The sequence below is a fragment of the Bradyrhizobium sp. CCGUVB1N3 genome (assembly GCF_024199925.1).
Taxonomy (GTDB): Bacteria; Pseudomonadota; Alphaproteobacteria; order Rhizobiales; family Xanthobacteraceae; genus Bradyrhizobium.
Genome location: NZ_JANADR010000001.1, coordinates 5,007,352 through 5,025,303 on the forward strand (window position 1 = coordinate 5,007,352; position 17,952 = coordinate 5,025,303).

Below are 17,952 nucleotides of genomic sequence, written 5' to 3' on the forward strand. Positions count from 1 at the left end.
GACCGTGTCGCAACACGACACGCTGCGAGAGGCTATTTGGCGCGGGTCAGCGCCAGCCAGATACCGCCGCCGATCATGAAGCCGCCGGAAACGCGCGACATCATCCGCGTGCGGCGCGCCGAGAAGAATTTTCGGGCGCGGCCGGCAGCGGTGGCGTAGAGCGCGTCCGTCATCGCGGCCGTCACCATGAAGGTCGCGCCCAGCAGCGCGACCTGCGGGAAGTGATCGCGGTTCATGTCCATGAACTGCGGGATGAAGGCACCGAAGAACACCAGCACCTTCGGGTTCGACAGCAGCACCAGGAAACCTTGCAGGAAGAAACCGCCGCGCGGCGGCGCCGGCGGCTCGTCGACCTTGACACCCTCGACCGGCGACCAGATCAGCTTGATACCGAGCCAGATCAGATAGGCGGCACCGGCAAAGCGCACCCAGTCGAACCAGTAGCCCATGGTCGCCATCAGCGAGGTCAGCCCGATCGCGACGACGCCGATCACGATCGCAAGACCGGCCTGCGCACCCGCGACGTTGGTCAGCGCCGCACGGGTTCCATGCCTCAGACCATTGGCGATGACGAGCGTGACGATCGGACCAGGCAAAAGCGCCAGCGCAATGCAGGCGGCAACGAAGGCGAGATAGGCTTGCAAGGACATCATGGGGAGGACTCGCTGAGGGAGTTGCGGGTTATTAATGCATGTTTGGCGCGGGGGCGAAAGCTCGACATGTGCGGCACGCAAACGCCACAAACACCGTCGTCATACCCCGCCACCGGGCCTCGCCTCCGGCGAGCCCGACGACAGGCTCCGGCGCGGTATCCAGTACGCCGCGGCCCCTCCGTATCCCATGACTGTCTCTGGGATACTGGATCACCCGCTTTCGCAGGTGATGACAGCAGCATGGGCGGCGCGATCGCGCCACCCTCACCTTCCATCCAGCGCAGCGATCATCCATCGCTTCAACTCCGGGGTTTCCAGGAACTCCAGCGCCGCGCGCTGCATCGCTCGCACTTCGCCTGCGCCCTGCACGACTGCGACAAGGAGATCGCAGCGACGCGACAGGGCGATGCCGGTGGCGTGGCGCGTGCCGTCGGGCATGTCGAGATCGTAGCGTCTGGCGCGACCATGCAGCTCGCCGACGCGCGACCGGTCGCCCGGCGCTGTCGCTACGAAACGCGGGCTGATCAGGTCGAGATCGGCGACACGATCGACCTCGTCGTCATCGACTACGCCGCGGTCGCAATTACAGAAGCCGAGCTTTGCACGGACATATAGCTCGGCGCCGGCGCAGGCCCCATCGCAGCGGAACGCACGGCCCGCGGGCCAGCCGTCGCGCGGGAACGGCCAGGCGATCTCGCGCCAATGTGCGGATGTCTCCACTGGTGCCGGCGCGAGTTGATACGCGCCGACGCCGGAGGCGCCGAGCGCGATCGCCGCAACCGCTATCGTCGCCGCGCGCCGCATCGTCAGTTCTTCGGCAGGCCGGCGACGGCGCGCGCAGGTCCAGTCAGCTCCAGAACGTGCATTCCGGTATTGGCGCGATCGACGATATAGATGTAGCCGCGGTCATCGGTCTCGACATTGTTGGTCTGGATCGCGACCTTGCAGCGCTCGCCACCTTCGATCGGGATGCAGCGCTTGTCGGTTGCCTGCGTGATCGCCGGGATGAAATAGCCGACCTCCTTGGGGTGATAGGGATCGCGGATATCGAGCGCGCGCACGCCGGCATTGAAGAAGGCGATGAAGGCCATCTTCTTGTAATAGACCGGCGCCATGCTCTCATTCGACGAATGCGAGCCGAAGCGGCCGCCGCGCTGGCAGAACTGCCCGCTCGCCTCGGGCACCGTGTAGCTCGAGATCATCATCGGCCGCGTCTCCGTCGTGACGTCGGCAAACCACACCATCTGCCGCGCCTCACCGCATTCGTTCAAAATCGCCTCGTCGACGATCATCACGATATCGCGGGTCTTGCCGTCCTTGTCCTCGGCGAACTCGGCGACGGGCATGTCGAGCATCGGGAACGTCGTATGCGCGCCGTTGAAGGCGGACATCGGCAGGCGCGCGATCTCGGGATAGCGCAGGTTCTCCGGCGTCGGCTCCTTGCCGCCGTTCAAAAGCTTCTCGCGATCGACGATCTGCAAGATGCCGCCCTTGTTGGTGCCATAGCCGAAATAAACGCGGTTGCCCGTCGGCCCGGTCGAAATCGGTCCGTGCAATTCGGTCGGCACCGCGCCGGTCGCGCCGGGTTCCTGGCCGGGCAGGCCGAAGTCGCGGATCTTCTGCGGATGCGCGGGATCACTGAGATCATAGACCTGCGTCATGCGGCGCGTGCGCCAGTCCGGCGCGCCCGAGACGAGATAGGCAATGCCGGTGTCGCATTCCCACCAGCTCTTGTGCGTGTCCTTCAAGCCACTGATGCGCGTGACGAGCACGGGATTGGCGGGATCGGCGACGTTCCAGATCTCATGCGCCTCGCTGCCGAAGGTGCGGAGCAGATAGACGGCGTTGGCATCGCCCTTTGGCAACGACTTGCCGTCGCAGACCCGCACCATCTGCGCGCCGCCGGATTCATACTTGCCCTCCTGCCCCGGCAGGTGGCGCAGATATTTGGGATGCGCGGGGTCCGTGACGTCGACGATCGAGGTGCCGTTCGGCTCGGCCTGACCCGTCAAGGGATTGACGGGATTGGGCACGTCGTCGGTGCCGCCGTGATGGCCGATATAGGCGATCCAGCGATCGCCCTGATGATGAATGGTCGGCTGATAGGCGCTGCGCGCCTGAAGGTCGTTAAATCCGACCAGCTTCATGTTGGAGGTTTCGGGCGGCGCGCCGATCACCTGCTGCTTCTGGGCGTGGACGCTGCTGCATGCAAAAAGAACGAGGCAGGCAGCAAGTTGGACGCGACGAAACATGTTTCCTCCCGGAACCAATCTTCGTTGGCTGAGATAGGACGCTAACACAGGGACCGTGCCGAAAACATGATCTCGTGATCAAGGCAGTCATTCCGGAAACCGCGTAGCGGTTATCCGGAATCTCGAGATTCCGGGTTCATCGCTGCGCGATGCCCCGGAATGACGACACGCTTGACAGGCAACCATTTGGTTGCATATTATCATCGGCATGGATGAGGTCTTCAAAGCGCTGGCCGACGCCTCGAGACGGTCGCTCTTGGACAGGCTTCACGCCAAAAACGGCCAGACGCTGAACGAGCTCTGCGAAGGCCTGGAGATGACGCGCCAGGCCGTCACCAAGCACCTTGCCATTCTCGAAGAGGCCAATTTGGTCACTACCTTCAGGCATGGCCGCGAGAAGCTGCACTATCTCAATCCCGTGCCGATCCATCAGATCGGCGAACGCTGGATCAGGAAGTTCGAGCGCGGGAAACTTGCCGCGCTCAGCGAGTTGAAACGTCAACTGGAGAAGCGCGATGAGTAAGCCGAGTTATGTCTACGTGACCTATATCGAGACCTCGCCAGAGGCGCTGTGGCAGGCGCTGACCGACGGCGATTTCACCGAACGCTACTGGTTCGGCCATCGCATCGCCTCCGACTGGAAGGAGGGCGCGCCCTACCGCTTCACCAACAACGGCAATCCGACGGTGGAGGGCGAGGTCATCGCCTTCGATCCGACGCGGCGGCTCGCTTATAGCTGGCACAATCGCAAGGCCGAAGCCGCGGGTGAAGGGATCTCGCGCGTCACCTTCGATCTCGAACCACGCGGCAAGGTCGTCAAGCTGACGGTTACGCATGACGAGCTCGGCGAGGACGGCAAGACCCTGCGCGACATCTCCGGCGGCTGGCCGATGGTGCTGTCGAACCTGAAGAGCCTGCTCGAGACCGGCCGCACCATCGAGATCGTGCCGCCGGGTTATTCAAAGAAGGACGCCGCGTGATGCCTCGGCCTGGATTCATCTATGCATTAGCGATCCCGCCGGCCGCGCTGGGCATCGAAGGATTTGCATAATGAATCTCGATCAGTTCAAGCCGCTCACGGTCTACACGATCTACATCGCCTCCACGCCCGAGAAGGTGTGGGAGGCGCTGACCTCGGCCGAGTTCAGCCGGATGTATTTCTTCGGCAATGCGGTCGAGGTCGAGCCGCGGCTCGGCGGCGCCTTCACCGTGCGCACGCCGGACGGCGCGTTGCACATCAGCGGTAAGGTCCTCGCATACGACCCGCCGCGAAAACTCTCGGTCACCTTCAACGTCAACTGGCCTGAGCTGATCGAGAAGCTCGGGCCGACGCTTGTCACCTACGAGATCGAGGAAGCCGGCGACGCGGTCCGACTCACCATGAGCGAAGGCCACGACCGGCCGCTCAGCGACGACATCCTTGCCGGCGGACGGCAGGGCTGGCCTGCGATCCTGTCGAGCCTCAAGAGCGTGCTCGAGACCGGCAAGCCGCTGGTGGTCAAGATGGGCCCGCCGCAACGGATGCTGGACGCGCTGAAGGCGATGGGGATCAAGACGCCGTAGGCTGATCGACGTCATTCCGGGACGCTCGCAAAGCGAGCGAACCCGGAATCCGGAAGTTTTGGCGCGAGATTCCGGGTTCGCGCTGACGCGCGCCCCGGAATGACCGCGCTTAGGCCGGCACCGGCGCCACGATCCGCCGATACAGGTGCCACGTCGCGTGGCCGAGCACCGGCAGCGTCACGATCAGCCCGAGAAAGTACGGCAGCGCCGAGACGATCAGCAGCATCACGATGACCGCGGCCCAGCCGATCATCGGCAACGGGCTGGTGACGACGGCGCGCACGCTCGTCACCATCGCGGTGACGAAATCGACCTCGCGGTCGAGCAGCAGCGGAAACGACACCACGGTCAGCGAGAACAGGATCAGCGACAGCGCGGCGCCGACCGCATTGCCGATCGCGAGGAACAACAGGCCCTCATTGGTGGTGAGCACCACCGTCATGAATTCCTGGAGGCTCGAGAACGAGGCGTGCAGGCCGAGCAACAGCGCAATCAACAGCCGCACCTGATACATCCAGACCACGAACACGAACAAAGTGACGAACGCCATCCAGCCGATCTCGCTGCGCGAGCGTATCGTCGACCAGATCGCACCAAAGGAGACGGGCTCGCCCGCTTCGCGGCGACGGCTGACTTCGTAGAGGCCGATCGCGACAAACGGCCCGATCAGCGCAAAGCCCGCCGCGAGCGGATAGACGAGATAGATCAGCCCGAACGCGGTGAGGCAGAGCATGATGGCGATGCCGCCGGCGGCATAGAGCACGCCGAAACAAAGCCCGTACAGCGGCAGCGCCTGGAAATCCCGCAGGCCTTCGACCAGCGCCTCCGCGATGTCGGTCGCGGCCACAGCGCGCACCACAGGATCGACTTTGCCTGAGATGGACATTGGCTTCCTCCTCATTTGCCGGCGCGATCTTCGTCGCGCGCGGCACTCTTGGCGCCAATGTTAGCCCTCTCTCGAAACGCTTGCACGAGAGAGTTGAGCGGTCAGCAGATACCGCGATTGCCTTTCAGGCAATGTACCGCGCGATCCTCGCCCTTGTCAGGAGCGCAACGCGAGCAGAAGTGCCACACCGAGATTGGCCACGAACAGCGCCGCGTCGATGACGAAGATCCTGAGCATAGGCCCCTTCAACACGGGCCAGTAGGCCACGCCGACGCGCCCACCGCGCATCAGGACCGGAAGATTATAGGCAAACTGGCTGAAGTGGCAGGCGGCGAAGAACAGGAACAAGACCAGCTGCGCTTCGATCGGCTGGAAGAAAGGCGGCCGAACGGCCAGAAGATAGAGCGAAAGAATTCCGATCGGCAGATTGATCCCGCCCAAGAACGCCACGCTGGCCGACAAGGTCGGCGCGATCGGATTGCCCCGCTCCTCGCGCGGCACGAGAATCTTCAGCGTATTGCGCTGGGCAATGCTGAACTGGATGAAGGCACCGCCGAACCAGAGCGCGTTGAGCAGCAGGACGAAATCTGAAAGACGCATTGCTATTTTCCGTAAAAGGCTTCGCTTCGCACGACACGACCGGCATCATCGAAGTCCATGAACTCGCTGGCGCGCGTGTCGCCCAATTGCCACCACACCGTGAGGCGCGCGATCGTGTCGTCCCAGCTCCAATTCAGGATCTTCAGGTCGGCGCTTTCGATGCTGCCATAGGCTTTCCGCCAGTAGGCGCGGATGTTCTCGGCGCCGGTGACGATGGGGGAGTCGGTCAGTTTGAGCGCCAGAGGGCTGCGCATCTCCGCATCGTCGGCGAAATGCGCGACGACCGCGTCGATATCGACCCTGCACCAGTTCGCGCACCATGCCGCGACAAACCGCTCGGCGGCAGCGCGATCCATTATCTGTCCGCTCATGACAACGGGCCCTCCCCTGGCCCGTTGTCAAAAGAGTGGCAAAGCTCGCTTCTCATGTCAACTAAGTTGACTTGAAAATCCGTCAGTTGTTGTCGGCGATCGTCTCCATGACGGCCATCCATGCGGCAGCACCCGGCGTCCCGACGCGATCAAACGCTTCGCGCAGGACCTTGCGCTCATGGTCCGATGCCCTTTGCTCGATGCGTTGCCCCGCTTGCGTCAGGCGCAACTGTTTGGAGCGATGCTGCTCGGGCGACCGCTTCGACGTCAGGAGCTTGCGCTCCAGCAACAGGTTGAGCGGCCGGTTCAAGGCCTGCTTGGAAATGCCGAGTATCTCGATCAGCGTGCCGATTGCGATATCGGGCCGGCGCGCCACCACGTAGAGGATACGATGGTGCGGACGCGACAGGCCCTGCTTCGCAAGATACTCGTCGGCCAGGAGCGTCATCCCGCGCCAGCCGTAATACATGAGCTCCAGCGCCGCATCCAGATCGTGCAGCTTCTCGAGTGAGGCGCGGTGAAGCCCCGCGGCTTGAGACGTCTTTGGCATCATCTGACTGCGTCGAATTGAAAGAATTTATCCCCGCGTCCGCACCGTCGCGAAAAACTTTCGCACGTCGCGCACGAACAACTCCGGCTGCTCGAAGGCGCCAAAATGGCCGCCCTTCTCGATCTCGCTCCAATGGGTGATGTTGGGAAAATTGGGCTCCATCCAGCGCCGCACCGGCGTAATGATCTCCTTGGGAAACACCGCAACTCCCGTCGGCACGTTGACCACCGGCGTCGTGCGGCGCTTGCCAAAGCTCTCCCAATAGAGCCGCGCCGAGGAGGTCGCCGTCTCCGTCACCCAATAGAGCATGACGTTGTCGAGCAGCTCGTCCCTGCTGAAGATGTTTTCCGGATGACCGTTGCAATCGGTCCAGGCCCAGAACTTTTCCAGGATCCACGCCGCCTGCCCGCTCGGCGAATCCGTGAGGCCATAGCCGAGCGTCTGCGGCCGCGTGGATTGTTGCTTGGAATAGCCGGAGTCGAGATCGACATAATGCTTCAGCCCGGCGAGCGCCCGCTTGTCCTCCGCCGTCGGCTCGCCCTCGACCTTTGGTGCCGCATTGAAGGCGAGCGTGATGTGGATGCCTGCGCAATGCTCACCGTCCTGCGCGCCGAGCGAGGTCGTCACCGCCGAGCCCCAATCGCCGCCTTGCGCGCCGTAACGCGCATAGCCGAGGCGGTCCATCAGCTTGGCCCAGGTGGCGGCGATGCGGTCGACGCCCCAGCCGGTCGTATTAGGTTTCGCCGAGAAGCCGAAGCCCGGCAGCGAGGGACAGATCACATGAAAGGCATCGGCGGGTTTGCCACCGTGTGCGGCGGGATCAATCAGCGGCTCGATCACCTTCTGGAATTCGACGATCGAGCCGGGCCAGCCATGGGTGATGATCAGCGGCAGCGCGGCAGATTCTTTCGAGCGCGCATGGATGAAGTGGATATCGAGCCCGTCGATCTCGGTGGTGAACTGATCGAAGCGATTGAGCTTTGCCTCGCGCGGCCGCCAGTCATATTCGTTGGCCCAGTAGCCGCAGATCTCCTTGATCCACGTCAGCGGCGCACCCTGGCTCCAGTCGTCGACCAGCTCCGCCTCCGGCCAGCGCGTGCGCGCAAGGCGCGATTTGAGGTCGGTGAGGATGTCATCGCTGATAGCGATGCGGAACGGCTTGATCGCGCTGGTCATCGGTTGCCTCCCGATTTGTGTAAGGAGAAACTAGGACGGATCGAGGCCGCATCAAAGGTGTCCCTTCTCCCCTTGCGGGAGAAGGTGGCGCGAAGCGCCGGATGAGGGGTTCTATCCGCGCATTCGTTGCGGCAGCTTCATTCGCGGAGAGAGACCCCTCACCCGGCTTCGCTTCGCAAAGCCACCCTCTCCCGCAAGGGGAGAGGGTAAAAGGGCTAGCCCGTCAGCGCCGCCTTCACCAAACCACTGGCCTTCGCGAAATCCATCTGCCCGGTGTACTTCGCCTTCAGCGCCGCGATCACCTTGCCCATGTCCTTCATGCCGGCGGCGCCGCTCTCGGCGATCGCATCGGAAATCGCCTTCTTCACGTCGTCGTCGGACATCTGCTTGGGCAGATAGGCCGAGATGACGGTGATCTCCTCGCGCTCCTGCGCGGCGAGTTCGACGCGGCCGCCCTTCTCGTAAAGCTCGACCGCCTCCTGACGCTGCTTGATCATCTTCTGGAGCACGCCGAGCAATTCGGCATCGCTAAGCGGCGGCTTGCCGTTGCCGCGCGCCTCGATATCGGCGTTCTTGATGGTCGAATTGACCATGCGCAGCGTGCCGAGCTTGCGCTCGTCCTTGGCCTTCATGGCCTCTTTCACCGCAGCGTTGATGTCGTCGCGCATCATGGTCCTGATCCTTTCGATGTATTGTGCCTGATCTAGGCCGTTCGCAGGCCGTACACAACTCAGTTCCTCAGCCATTCCGAGAGCGCCGCGGCGGTCGCCTCGGGCTGCTCGGGCTGGGGCAGGTGCCCGCACTCCCTGAGGATCACGAGCCTGGCGCCGGCGATGCCCTCGGCCATCTCCTTCGAGAGCGCGTTCGGGATGGTGTTGTCGGCGTCGCCCGTCAGCACCAGCGTCGGACATTCGATCGTCGCCAGCATGGGGCGCGAATCGACACGCGCGATGATCGCGGTCTGCTGCCGGAGATAGCCCTCGACGCCGACGTCCTCGTCCTGCGCATGCACGAGCCGCAGCAGGTTCGCATCATGGCGCCGCGATGGATGCACCAGCTCCGGAAACATCTCCTCGCGCACGGCGCGAAGCTCGCCGCGCTCGGCGCGCGCCATGTGCGCACGGCGGCGTGCGGTCGCCTCCGGCGTATCGGGTCGCGCCTGCGTATTGATCAGCGCGAGCTTTGCCACCCGCTCCGGCGCCTGCCGCATGATCTCGAAGGCGACGTAGCCGCCCATGGAATGGCCGGCGAGTGCAAAGCGCGGCGGCGCCTCGGAAAGGATACGCCGGGCGATCGCCGCCATGCTGTCGTCGCGGATATGGTTGGCAACCATCACGGGGCCGAACCGCCACAGCGCGGGAATGACAGGGGCGTAGATGCGGTGCGAGGACGCCAGTCCAGGAACCAGCAGAAGCGGAGTGGTCTGGTTCATTATTGCCTCGCAAGCCCCCGAATTTGCCGGAAATTGTCGATTCCAGCTTAAGTGCCCGAAGAGGCCTGTCAAATATGCAAAAACGCATGTGAATCCGCGCTTCTCCGCTTTGACGGCAGCGCCGCGCCGGACTATGTAGCGGGCTCATGACACAATCCGAAAACGATCCCGCCTGGCCGGACCACAAACCGACCGCGCTCCTCGTGCTTGCCGATGGCACGGTGCTCGAAGGCTTTGGCCTCGGCGCCGAAGGACACGCCGTCGGCGAGGTCTGCTTCAACACCGCGATGACCGGGTATGAGGAGATCCTGACCGATCCCTCCTATGCCGGGCAGCTCATCACCTTCACCTTCCCGCATATCGGCAATGTCGGGACCAACGAGGAAGACATCGAGACGGTGAACATGGCCGCGACGCCCGGCGCGCGCGGCGTGATCCTGCGCACCGCCATCACCGATCCCTCGAACTACCGCGCCACCCGCCATCTCGACCAGTGGCTGAAGGCGCGCGGCATCATCGGCCTCTCCGGCATCGACACGCGCGCGCTGACCGCGCTGATCCGCACCAAGGGCATGCCGAACGCCGTGATCGCTCACGCGAAGAACGGCGAGTTCGACCTGCACGGCCTGAAGGAAGAGGCGCGCGAATGGCCCGGCCTCGAGGGCATGGATCTCGTGCCGATGGTCACCTCGGGTCAGCGCTTCACCTGGGACGAGATGCCCTGGGAATGGAATAAAGGTTTCAGCCGCCAGGAGAATCCTGCGTACAACGTCGTCGCCATCGACTACGGCATCAAGCGCAACATCCTGCGCCTGCTCGCCGGCGTCGGCTGCAAGGTGACGGTGGTGCCGGCGACGACGTCGGCCGATGACATCCTGGCGATGAAGCCGGATGGCGTGTTCCTGTCGAACGGCCCGGGCGATCCGGCTGCGACCGGCAAATATGCCGTGCCGGTGATCAAGGAAGTGATCAAATCCGGCACGCCGACATTTGGCATCTGCCTCGGCCACCAGATGCTCGGCCTCGCCGTCGGCGCCAAGACCAAGAAGATGCATCAGGGCCATCACGGCGCCAACCATCCCGTGAAGGACGAGACCACCGGCAAGGTCGAGATCACCTCGATGAACCACGGCTTTGCCGTTGACGAGAAGACGCTGCCCAAGGGCGCGACGCAGACGCACGTGTCGCTGTTCGACGGCTCCAATTGCGGCATCCAGCTCGACGGCAAGCCGGTGTTCTCGGTGCAATATCACCCCGAGGCTTCGCCCGGCCCGCGCGACTCGCACTATCTGTTCCAGCGCTTTGCCGATCTGATGCGCGAGAGGAAGCGGGCGTAAGGTTTCACGCAATCACTGCCACGACGTCATGCCCGGGCTCGCCCCGGGCATTTTTGTCATTCCGGGCTCGACGCTGCGCGTCGCCCCGGAATGACGGGGAACGTCGACTGACATGCCTCGTTGAACCCTGCTATCCTGATGCAGGAGCCCGCCATGTCCGTCGTCCACGACAATGCCGAGCCGCTCGAGATCGTCTTCGAAGACGACGGTCTCGTGCCGAACAACATCCTGCCGTTCCTGGTCTATCAGGGCGCGGTCAAGCTCGATCCGAAGCGTCCCGAAGAAACCATCGAAGGCCTGTTCGCGGCGAACAGCTGGGGTGGCACCTGGCGCAACGGCGTCTACGATTATCCGCATTATCACTCGACCGTGCATGAGGTGCTCGGCGTCGCACGCGGCCACGCCCGCGTGCGCTTCGGCGGCGATCACGGCCAGCAGCTCGACATCAAGGCCGGCGACGTTGCGATCCTCCCCGCTGGCACGGGGCACCAATGCATCAGCGCAAGCGACGATTTTTGCGTGATCGGCGCCTATCCGCCCGGATCGAAGATGGAGGTCACGCGCCCAACGCCGGAGAACCACGCCAAGGCGCTGAAGACGATTCCGAAGGTCGAGCTGCCGCCGAGCGATCCGGTGATGGGCAAGCACGGGCCGCTGCTGCGGCTGTGGCAACGTCCCTAGCGCCGTTTCAGCACCGTGCTCAGGCGCAGTACAACCGATAGAGCGTCTGCAGCACTTCGCGAACTTCAGGGCTGGCGAGCCGGTAATAAATCGTCTGTCCGTCCCGCCTTGTCGTGACCAGATCCAGCGCGCGCATCTTGCCGAGATGCTGCGACAATGCGGCCGAGGACAGCCCGACAAGGTCGGCGAGATCGCCGACCGACCGCTCCCCGTCGAGAAGGTTGCAGAGCACCATCAACCGCTTTGCGTTCGCCATCGCGGTGAGCAGGCGCGATGCCTCCTCGGCCTTCTCTTCGAGGGCCACTGCTGCGGTTTCGGGAACCTTGCGCTTGTTGTGATTCTTCATGCTTGATAATTTAGAATATTCGAATATAATAATCAACTATAGTTTCTAAGGAGCACCCCATGCCGACTATTTTCACACCGCTGGCCTCGCTTGCGGGCGGGGTCCTGATCGGACTTTCCGCGGTGATGCTGATGGCTGTCAGCGGTCGGATCGCCGGCGTCAGCGGCATCGCCGCGCGCCTGCTGCCGCCCTTCGGCGATAACGCAACCGCGGGCCGCTTCGCCTTCATCGCCGGGCTCATCGCCGCGCCCGCGCTTGCGCGCCTTGTCACCGGCGAGTTTCCACCGCAGGCCATCGAGACCGGCGGCGTGCTGCTGGCTGTTGCCGGCGTGCTGGTCGGCTTTGGCTCGGTGTGGGGAAGTGGCTGCACCTCCGGGCACGGCGTCTGCGGCATATCTCGCCTGTCGACCCGCTCGATTGTCGCCACCCTCGTGTTCATGACCACCGGCTTCGTGACGACCTTCGTCGTCCGGCATCTCGTGTGAGGCCTGCCATGTCCGTCCTGATTCAATTTGCCATCGGCCTGATATTCGGAGTCGGACTCTTGATCTCTGGCATGTCGAATCCCGCGAAGGTTCTCAATTTCCTCGATCTCGCGGGATCGTGGGACCCGAGCCTGATGTTCGTGATGCTGGGTGCCGTCGCCACCGCTTTCATCGGCTTCCGCCTGGTCCTGAAGCGGCAACGGCCGCTGCTCGGCGACACCTTCCATCTGCCGGCCAGGAACGATCTCGATCCGCGCGTCATCGTCGGGCCGGCGATTTTCGGCGTCGGCTGGGGTCTCGCCGGCTTCTGTCCGGGCCCCGCCTTCGTGGCGCTCGGCTACGGCACTTTGGTTTCGGTCCTGTTCGTGATCGCGATGATGGTCGGCATGGCCGCTGCCCGCGCGCTCGCGGAGCGGCAACCGACGCTAGCGACGCCATCCTACGAGTAACGGAGTTCCCAATGTCAGATCTTCCCGCTGCGGTCGATCCATCGGTGAAGCCGGTGATCACCCCGTTCTTTGATCCGGCAACCAATACCGTCAGCTATGTGGTCAGGGATCCCGGCTCCAAAGCCTGCGCCATCATCGATTCCGTCATGGACATCGACTACGCCGCCGGGCGCATCTCCTATCACTCTGCCGATGCGATCATCGACTTCGTTTTGCAGAACGGCCTCACGCTCGAGTGGCTGATTGAGACCCACGTTCATGCCGATCACCTCTCGGCCGCGCCCTACATCCAGGGCAAGCTCGGAGGCAAGATCGGCATCGGCGAAAACATCACCGTGGTGCAGGAGACCTTCGGCAAGGTGTTCAACGAGGGCACCGAATTCCAGCGCGATGGCAGTCAGTTCGACCGGCTGTTTGGGGATGGCGACAGCTACCGGATCGGCGTGATGACGGCGGTTGCCCTGCACACGCCCGGCCATACGCCGGCCTGCGTGACACATGTCATTGGCGATGCCGCCTTCGTCGGCGACACGCTGTTCATGCCCGATGGCGGCTCGGCGCGCGCGGATTTTCCGGGCGGCGACGCTCGCAGCCTTTACCGCTCGATCCGGCGGATCCTGTCGCTGCCAGATCAGACCCGCCTGTTCATGTGCCATGATTACGGTCCGAATGGCCGCGATATCCGTTGGGAAACCACGGTCGCCGAGCAGCGCGCCCACAACATCCATGCCCGCGACGGCATCTCGGAGGAGGAGTTCGTGGCCGCGCGCGAGGCACGCGACCGGACGCTGGAGATGCCGAGGCTCATCATCCCGTCACTGCAGGTCAATATGAAGGCCGGCCAGCTTCCTTCCCCCGACCCCAGCGGAAAGCGCTTCCTCAAGGTGCCGCTCAACGTGCTGTAGCGCACAAGAATAGTGGCAGCGTGTCTCCCGCACTGATGCGTGGGGAATCTCCTGGAGCATGAATTATGGTTGCGCTCTCGCTGGCGCGAATGACGCTCGGTTCGCTCTCCGGCTCACTCGTCGGCTTCTCACTTGGGCTTGTCGGTGGCGGCGGATCGATCCTGGCCGTCCCGCTGATGGTCTATCTCGTCGGTGTCGCTAACCCGCATCTCGCGATCGGAACGAGCGCGATCGCGGTGGCGGCGAATGCGGGGATCAATCTGGCGAACCATGCCAAAGCGGGCAATGTGAAATGGCCATGCGCGAGCGTCTTTGCGGTGGCGGGCATTGTGGGCGCGCTCGGCGGCTCGACACTCGGCAAGATGCTCGACGGCCAGAGACTGCTGCTGATCTTCGCGCTGTTGATGCTCGTCGTCGGAGCATTGATGCTGCGCAAACGCGCGGGCGATGGCGATTTTGCCGTGAGGCTCGGTCGCGACAATTTCCCGGCGCTCCTGGGCCTCGGCCTTGTGACCGGTGCCCTGTCGGGCTTCTTCGGAATCGGCGGCGGCTTCCTGATCGTGCCCGCCCTGATGCTGGCGACCGGGATGCCGATCCTCAACGCCATCGCCTCCTCGCTCGTCTCGGTCACGGCCTTTGGGCTCACCACCGCGACCAACTACGCTTTCTCCGGCCTGGTCGACTGGAGGCTCGCGATCGTTTTCCTTGCGGGGGGCGCCGTTGGCGGCCTGCTCGGCGCGCGGCTGGCCAAGCATCTCGCCGGCAAGAGAGGCGCGCTCAACAACGTCTTCGCCGCGCTGATCTTCGCCGTCGCGATCTACATGCTCTATCGAAGCTGGATGGCCCTTGGCCAATAGACCTAGAGCCTAGCTGGCCGACGCGCGCCCACCATTTTCCACCGTGCAGTGGCACGGCGTTGAAACGGCTTTGTTGCGGCGGAGTACGCCTACGCCGCGTTGCTGCCTTCCTGACGCGAGGCCTCGAACAGGAACCAGGTCCGGCGCTCGGTCTCGTCGATGAAGACCTCGAGCAGGCTCGCACTGGCGACATCGCCGGCTTCGTCGCACACCTCGTGGGCTTTGCGCATCGCGGCTGCGACGTGCTTGTTGTCCTGCATCAGCTCATGCAGCATCTCGCGCGGCGGGACGTAATCCTCGTCATTGTCCTTGATGGTCTTGAGCCTGGCGACCTGGCCGATCGACTTCAGCGTGGCGCCGCCGATCTTGCGGACGCGCTCGGCGAGCTGGTCGGTGGTGGCGAAGATCGCTTCCGACTGCTCGTCCAGCAGCAGATGATAATCGCGGAAGTGCCGGCCGCTGACGTGCCAGTGGAAATTCTTGGTCTTCAGGTACAGCGCAAAGGCGTCGGCAAGCAGCACGTTGAGCGCTGCCGAAACCTTGTCGACCGAGCCGGGCGCCAGATCGGTCGGGGTGTCGAGATCGGATGAGATCTTGTGGTTATCAGGCTTTTTGCTCACGGGAGACCTTCCTGTTAGGACGCGGACATTGACGGCGCGCCGTCGCACCCCTAACGCAGGCGAGCAGCGCCGGTTCCTCCCACCGGAACCGCTTTGCCGGGACCTTCGAAGACCATGGACGATTGGATCGACTATTACGACTCCACGCACACGATCTATGTCAGCAAGCTGCATCGTGATTTGCACTTCCAGATCATCGCGCGGGACATCATCGGCTATATCTCCTCGCCCGACGCGACGGTGCTGGACTATGCCTGCGGCGAGGCGCTGTCGGCGGGCGCGGTGGCGAATGCCTGCGGCAAGCTGATCCTGGCGGAGCCCGCGCCGGGCGTGCGTGGCCGGCTGATCGCGCGCTTTGCGCCGAACACCAAGATCCGCGTCCGCTCGCTTGAAGACGTGCGCAAGATGGCCGAACAGTCCATCGACCTCGTGGTGGTGAACTCGGTGGTCCAATATATGACGCCGCAGGAGCTGGACTCCGCACTCATCGTGATCCGCCGGCTCCTGAAACCTTCAGGCAAGCTGGTGCTCGGCGATATCCTCCAGCCCGAGGTCGGCATGTTCAGGGACGTGATGGCGCTGCTCAGCTTTGGCGCGCGTCACGGCTTTCTGAGGGATGCGCTGGTCGGACTGGTCTCGACCGCGCTGTCCGACTACCGCCACCTGCGCTCGCGCATCGGACTCCAGCGCTACAGCGAGGACGAGATCACCGCAAAGCTTACGGCGGCGGGATTTTCGGTGCAGCGCGCGCACACCAATATCGGCCACAACCGCTGGCGCATGACCTTCATCGCGCGCCCGCCCTTTGCGCGCGGTTAGGGTTAACAGGGAGTGGAGGTAGCCTGCCCGACTGCGATCGGTAATGATCCAGTCGGCCCGGTGGCGGAAGCGTCAACGCGAGGGCGGTGCATCGCTCTTTATCCTGGTTCAAATCCAGGCCGGGTCTCCACGCTTCGCCCCTGCGGGGCTACGCGTGGCGCAGCAACGCAAGGCCCGCAGGGGCGAAGCGTAGCTGGAGCGGAGCGAAAGCGAAGACGGACTGCCCCGCCCAAAACCTCAATCCGCTTCCACCACTTCGCACGCAGAAGGCAGCTGCAGCCGGTCGGCATCTTTAGCTGCCGAGTTGATCACGGCGTCGAGCAGGCCCGGGAAACGCGTGTCCAGATCCTCGCGGCGGAGCCGCATGAAGCGGTTGGTGCCGGCCACGCGCGTCTGCATCAGGCCGCATTCGCGCAACTTGGCGAAGTGGTAGGCGAGATTCGACTTGGCCCCGAGGCCGCTGAAGTCGCCGCAGCAGAGTTCACTGCTGACGCGTTCCTGCTGGGCTAGTTGGTAGATGATCGCCAGCCGGATCGGATCGCTGAGGCAATCCAGAACCATCGGCAGCTCGATCTGCTCGCGGGTAGGGTGGAGAGGTGTGCGGCTCATGACCTGAGAATCATAGCGAAGCGGCCCCAATGTTCAATAGTTCTTGAATCAATTGACTCCTCCCACCTGCGCATTCAATAGTTCAATAAATGTTGAACATAGGGATGTTGTCCAATGAGCGTATTCTGGCTGGCCCTTGCGGCGTTCGCGATCGGCACGGAAGGCTTTGTCATTGCAGGACTTTTGCCATCGATTGCCACTGACCTTTCGATTTCGGTCTCGGCAGCCGGCCAGTTGGTCACCGCTTACGCCCTCACCTATGCGGTTGGCTCGCCGATCCTGGCGGTGACGCTGAACAACATCGACCGCCGCACCGTGCTGGCACTGGCGCTATCGACCTTCATCGCCGGAAATCTCGCTGCGGTGGCGGCATCCAACTACCCCCTGCTGCTGGCCTCGCGGATGCTGATGGCGCTGGGCGCCGGGCTCTGCATGCCGACGGCGCTGGCGGTGTCCGTGGCGATCGCATCGCCCGAACGGCGCGGCCGCGCGGTGGCGCTGGTCACCTCAGGCCTCACGGTCGCGACCGTTGTTGGCGTTCCCGTCGGCAATCTCGTCGGCAGCCTGCTCGGCTGGCGCGCGACCTTCGCCATGGTCGCCCTGCTCGGCGCCGTCGCGCTCGCTGGCCTGCTGTTCGGCCTGCCCCGCGGCCTGCCGCGCAACACCGCTTCGCTCAGCGAACGGCTGGCGGTGGCACGGCACAGCAACGTCTTGATTGCGCTTCTGATCACAATTCTATGGGCGCTCGGCGGCTTCACCGTGTTCACCTACTTCGCGGTCCCATTGCGCGGCCTTGGCTTCGATGCCTCCCAGATCAGCCTCGCATTGCTGGTGTTCGGCGGCGCGGCCGCGATCGGGAACATGCTCGGCGGCGTTCTGGCCGACCGGCTCGGCACGCTCACCACCGCAGCGCTCGGGCTTGCGGGCATGGCGACGGCGCTGATCCTGCATTCGCTGGTGTTGAAGCTGATGCCGGGACAGGCGCATTACGCGGTGCTGGGCGCGATCTTCCTCTGGGGCATTTCGGGCTGGGCGTTCTATCCGGCCCAGATCGCCAGCATCATCCGGATCGAGCCGCAGGCCTCGATGATCGCGCTCTCGCTCAACGCCTCCGCCATGTATCTCGGCTTCGCCATCGGCGGGGCCCTGGGCGGCGCGGTGCTTGCCGCACTCTCACCGACCGACCTCGGCTGGGTCGGCGGATCGAGCGTTGCGGCCTCGCTTCTGGTGCATCTTGCCAGGGGCTGGCAGGCGCGGCCAAAACCCGTGAAAATTGCCGGTTGATGGGCATTTTTCGGGGTTTCGCCGCCCCGAAAACTGGTCTAAGACCCACCCGCGCGCGAGGGAAACCCGCGCTCTCG

24 protein-coding genes are annotated in these 17,952 nt (G+C 63.8%); 11 read left to right on the forward strand and 13 right to left on the reverse strand.

Annotated features, from left to right (window positions below):
• Positions 1 to 32: 32 nt before the first annotated feature.
• The 3 genes from NLM33_RS23930 to NLM33_RS23940 form a co-directional block, all read right to left on the reverse strand.
• The gene (locus tag NLM33_RS23930) at positions 33 to 653 is read right to left on the reverse strand and encodes a LysE family translocator (RefSeq protein WP_254099320.1); all 621 of its coding nucleotides are present in this window, start codon (positions 651 to 653) and stop codon (positions 33 to 35) included.
• Between the two features lie 264 nt (positions 654 to 917).
• Positions 918 to 1,457 (reverse strand): hypothetical protein, encoded by a 540-nt coding sequence (locus NLM33_RS23935; RefSeq protein ID WP_254099322.1) that lies wholly within the window; start codon positions 1,455 to 1,457, stop codon positions 918 to 920.
• Positions 1,458 to 1,459: 2 nt separating this feature from the next.
• A complete protein-coding gene (locus NLM33_RS23940; RefSeq protein ID WP_254099324.1) occupies positions 1,460 to 2,905 on the reverse strand; it encodes an LVIVD repeat-containing protein in 1,446 nt (481 codons plus the stop codon).
• 208 nt (positions 2,906 to 3,113) lie between these two features.
• On the opposite strand from NLM33_RS23940, the gene NLM33_RS23945 reads away from it, so the two are divergent.
• The 3 genes from NLM33_RS23945 to NLM33_RS23955 all read left to right on the forward strand — a co-directional run bounded on the left by NLM33_RS23945 (position 3,114) and on the right by NLM33_RS23955 (position 4,468).
• Positions 3,114 to 3,428 (forward strand): helix-turn-helix transcriptional regulator, encoded by a 315-nt coding sequence (locus tag NLM33_RS23945; protein WP_254105869.1) that lies wholly within the window; start codon positions 3,114 to 3,116, stop codon positions 3,426 to 3,428.
• The gene (locus NLM33_RS23950) at positions 3,421 to 3,885 is read left to right on the forward strand and encodes an SRPBCC family protein (protein ID WP_254099325.1); all 465 of its coding nucleotides are present in this window, start codon (positions 3,421 to 3,423) and stop codon (positions 3,883 to 3,885) included. The genes NLM33_RS23945 and NLM33_RS23950 overlap by 8 nt, the downstream gene beginning before the upstream one ends.
• Before the next feature lie 70 nt (positions 3,886 to 3,955).
• Positions 3,956 to 4,468, forward strand: coding sequence for an SRPBCC family protein (locus tag NLM33_RS23955; protein ID WP_254099328.1), 513 nt, complete (start codon positions 3,956 to 3,958; stop codon positions 4,466 to 4,468).
• Positions 4,469 to 4,577: 109 nt separating this feature from the next.
• On the opposite strand, the gene NLM33_RS23960 is transcribed toward NLM33_RS23955, so the two are convergent.
• The 7 genes from NLM33_RS23960 to NLM33_RS23990 form a co-directional block, all read right to left on the reverse strand.
• Entirely contained in the window at positions 4,578 to 5,354 is a 777-nt protein-coding gene (locus NLM33_RS23960) for a DUF2189 domain-containing protein (protein ID WP_254099330.1), read from the reverse strand.
• A 156-nt stretch (positions 5,355 to 5,510) separates the two neighbouring features.
• Entirely contained in the window at positions 5,511 to 5,954 is a 444-nt protein-coding gene (locus NLM33_RS23965; RefSeq protein WP_254099332.1) for a hypothetical protein, read from the reverse strand.
• 2 nt (positions 5,955 to 5,956) lie between these two features.
• On the reverse strand, positions 5,957 to 6,325 hold the full coding sequence (locus NLM33_RS23970) for a nuclear transport factor 2 family protein (protein ID WP_254099334.1): 369 nt from the start codon (positions 6,323 to 6,325) through the stop codon (positions 5,957 to 5,959).
• An 82-nt stretch (positions 6,326 to 6,407) separates the two neighbouring features.
• The gene (locus NLM33_RS23975; RefSeq protein WP_254099343.1) at positions 6,408 to 6,875 is read right to left on the reverse strand and encodes a MarR family winged helix-turn-helix transcriptional regulator; all 468 of its coding nucleotides are present in this window, start codon (positions 6,873 to 6,875) and stop codon (positions 6,408 to 6,410) included.
• Positions 6,876 to 6,902: 27 nt separating this feature from the next.
• Positions 6,903 to 8,051: an epoxide hydrolase family protein gene (locus NLM33_RS23980; protein ID WP_254099345.1), complete on the reverse strand. Its 1,149-nt coding sequence runs from the start codon at positions 8,049 to 8,051 to the stop codon at positions 6,903 to 6,905.
• Between the two features lie 215 nt (positions 8,052 to 8,266).
• Positions 8,267 to 8,722 carry a GatB/YqeY domain-containing protein gene (locus tag NLM33_RS23985; protein ID WP_254099347.1) on the reverse strand — a complete coding sequence of 152 codons (456 nt, stop codon included), beginning with the start codon at positions 8,720 to 8,722 and terminating at the stop codon, positions 8,267 to 8,269.
• A gap of 59 nt (positions 8,723 to 8,781) precedes the next feature.
• Positions 8,782 to 9,483, reverse strand: a complete 702-nt coding sequence (locus tag NLM33_RS23990; RefSeq protein ID WP_254099349.1) for an alpha/beta fold hydrolase — start codon at positions 9,481 to 9,483, stop codon at positions 8,782 to 8,784.
• A 146-nt stretch (positions 9,484 to 9,629) separates the two neighbouring features.
• Between NLM33_RS23990 and carA the strand changes: the two genes are divergently transcribed.
• Both carA and NLM33_RS24000 read left to right on the forward strand, forming a co-directional pair.
• Positions 9,630 to 10,820, forward strand: a complete 1,191-nt coding sequence (gene carA / locus NLM33_RS23995) for a glutamine-hydrolyzing carbamoyl-phosphate synthase small subunit (protein ID WP_254099351.1) — start codon at positions 9,630 to 9,632, stop codon at positions 10,818 to 10,820.
• Between the two features lie 153 nt (positions 10,821 to 10,973).
• Entirely contained in the window at positions 10,974 to 11,501 is a 528-nt protein-coding gene (locus tag NLM33_RS24000; protein ID WP_254099353.1) for a cupin domain-containing protein, read from the forward strand.
• A gap of 19 nt (positions 11,502 to 11,520) precedes the next feature.
• Here the strand turns inward: NLM33_RS24000 and NLM33_RS24005 are convergent, their stop codons facing one another.
• Positions 11,521 to 11,847 (reverse strand): helix-turn-helix transcriptional regulator, encoded by a 327-nt coding sequence (locus NLM33_RS24005; protein WP_254099355.1) that lies wholly within the window; start codon positions 11,845 to 11,847, stop codon positions 11,521 to 11,523.
• Between the two features lie 59 nt (positions 11,848 to 11,906).
• Here NLM33_RS24005 and NLM33_RS24010 point away from each other — a divergent pair, with 59 nt between their 5' ends.
• The 4 genes from NLM33_RS24010 to NLM33_RS24025 all read left to right on the forward strand — a co-directional run bounded on the left by NLM33_RS24010 (position 11,907) and on the right by NLM33_RS24025 (position 14,543).
• Positions 11,907 to 12,332 (forward strand): YeeE/YedE family protein, encoded by a 426-nt coding sequence (locus tag NLM33_RS24010; protein ID WP_254099357.1) that lies wholly within the window; start codon positions 11,907 to 11,909, stop codon positions 12,330 to 12,332.
• Positions 12,333 to 12,340: 8 nt separating this feature from the next.
• Positions 12,341 to 12,781 carry a YeeE/YedE family protein gene (locus NLM33_RS24015; RefSeq protein WP_254099359.1) on the forward strand — a complete coding sequence of 147 codons (441 nt, stop codon included), beginning with the start codon at positions 12,341 to 12,343 and terminating at the stop codon, positions 12,779 to 12,781.
• Between the two features lie 11 nt (positions 12,782 to 12,792).
• Complete coding sequence (locus tag NLM33_RS24020) at positions 12,793 to 13,686, forward strand: MBL fold metallo-hydrolase (RefSeq protein ID WP_254099361.1); 894 nt, start codon at positions 12,793 to 12,795, stop codon at positions 13,684 to 13,686.
• A gap of 65 nt (positions 13,687 to 13,751) precedes the next feature.
• The gene (locus NLM33_RS24025) at positions 13,752 to 14,543 is read left to right on the forward strand and encodes a sulfite exporter TauE/SafE family protein (RefSeq protein ID WP_254099363.1); all 792 of its coding nucleotides are present in this window, start codon (positions 13,752 to 13,754) and stop codon (positions 14,541 to 14,543) included.
• An 89-nt stretch (positions 14,544 to 14,632) separates the two neighbouring features.
• Here NLM33_RS24025 and NLM33_RS24030 read toward each other — a convergent pair whose 3' ends face one another.
• Positions 14,633 to 15,163 carry a Dps family protein gene (locus NLM33_RS24030; protein ID WP_254099365.1) on the reverse strand — a complete coding sequence of 177 codons (531 nt, stop codon included), beginning with the start codon at positions 15,161 to 15,163 and terminating at the stop codon, positions 14,633 to 14,635.
• A 114-nt stretch (positions 15,164 to 15,277) separates the two neighbouring features.
• Here NLM33_RS24030 and NLM33_RS24035 point away from each other — a divergent pair, with 114 nt between their 5' ends.
• On the forward strand, positions 15,278 to 15,982 hold the full coding sequence (locus NLM33_RS24035; RefSeq protein ID WP_254099367.1) for a class I SAM-dependent methyltransferase: 705 nt from the start codon (positions 15,278 to 15,280) through the stop codon (positions 15,980 to 15,982).
• A 237-nt stretch (positions 15,983 to 16,219) separates the two neighbouring features.
• On the opposite strand, the gene NLM33_RS24040 is transcribed toward NLM33_RS24035, so the two are convergent.
• Positions 16,220 to 16,591 (reverse strand): helix-turn-helix transcriptional regulator, encoded by a 372-nt coding sequence (locus NLM33_RS24040; protein WP_254099369.1) that lies wholly within the window; start codon positions 16,589 to 16,591, stop codon positions 16,220 to 16,222.
• Positions 16,592 to 16,705: 114 nt separating this feature from the next.
• Between NLM33_RS24040 and NLM33_RS24045 the strand changes: the two genes are divergently transcribed.
• Positions 16,706 to 17,875 carry an MFS transporter gene (locus NLM33_RS24045; RefSeq protein WP_254099371.1) on the forward strand — a complete coding sequence of 390 codons (1,170 nt, stop codon included), beginning with the start codon at positions 16,706 to 16,708 and terminating at the stop codon, positions 17,873 to 17,875.
• The last annotated feature ends 77 nt before the right edge of the window (positions 17,876 to 17,952 follow it).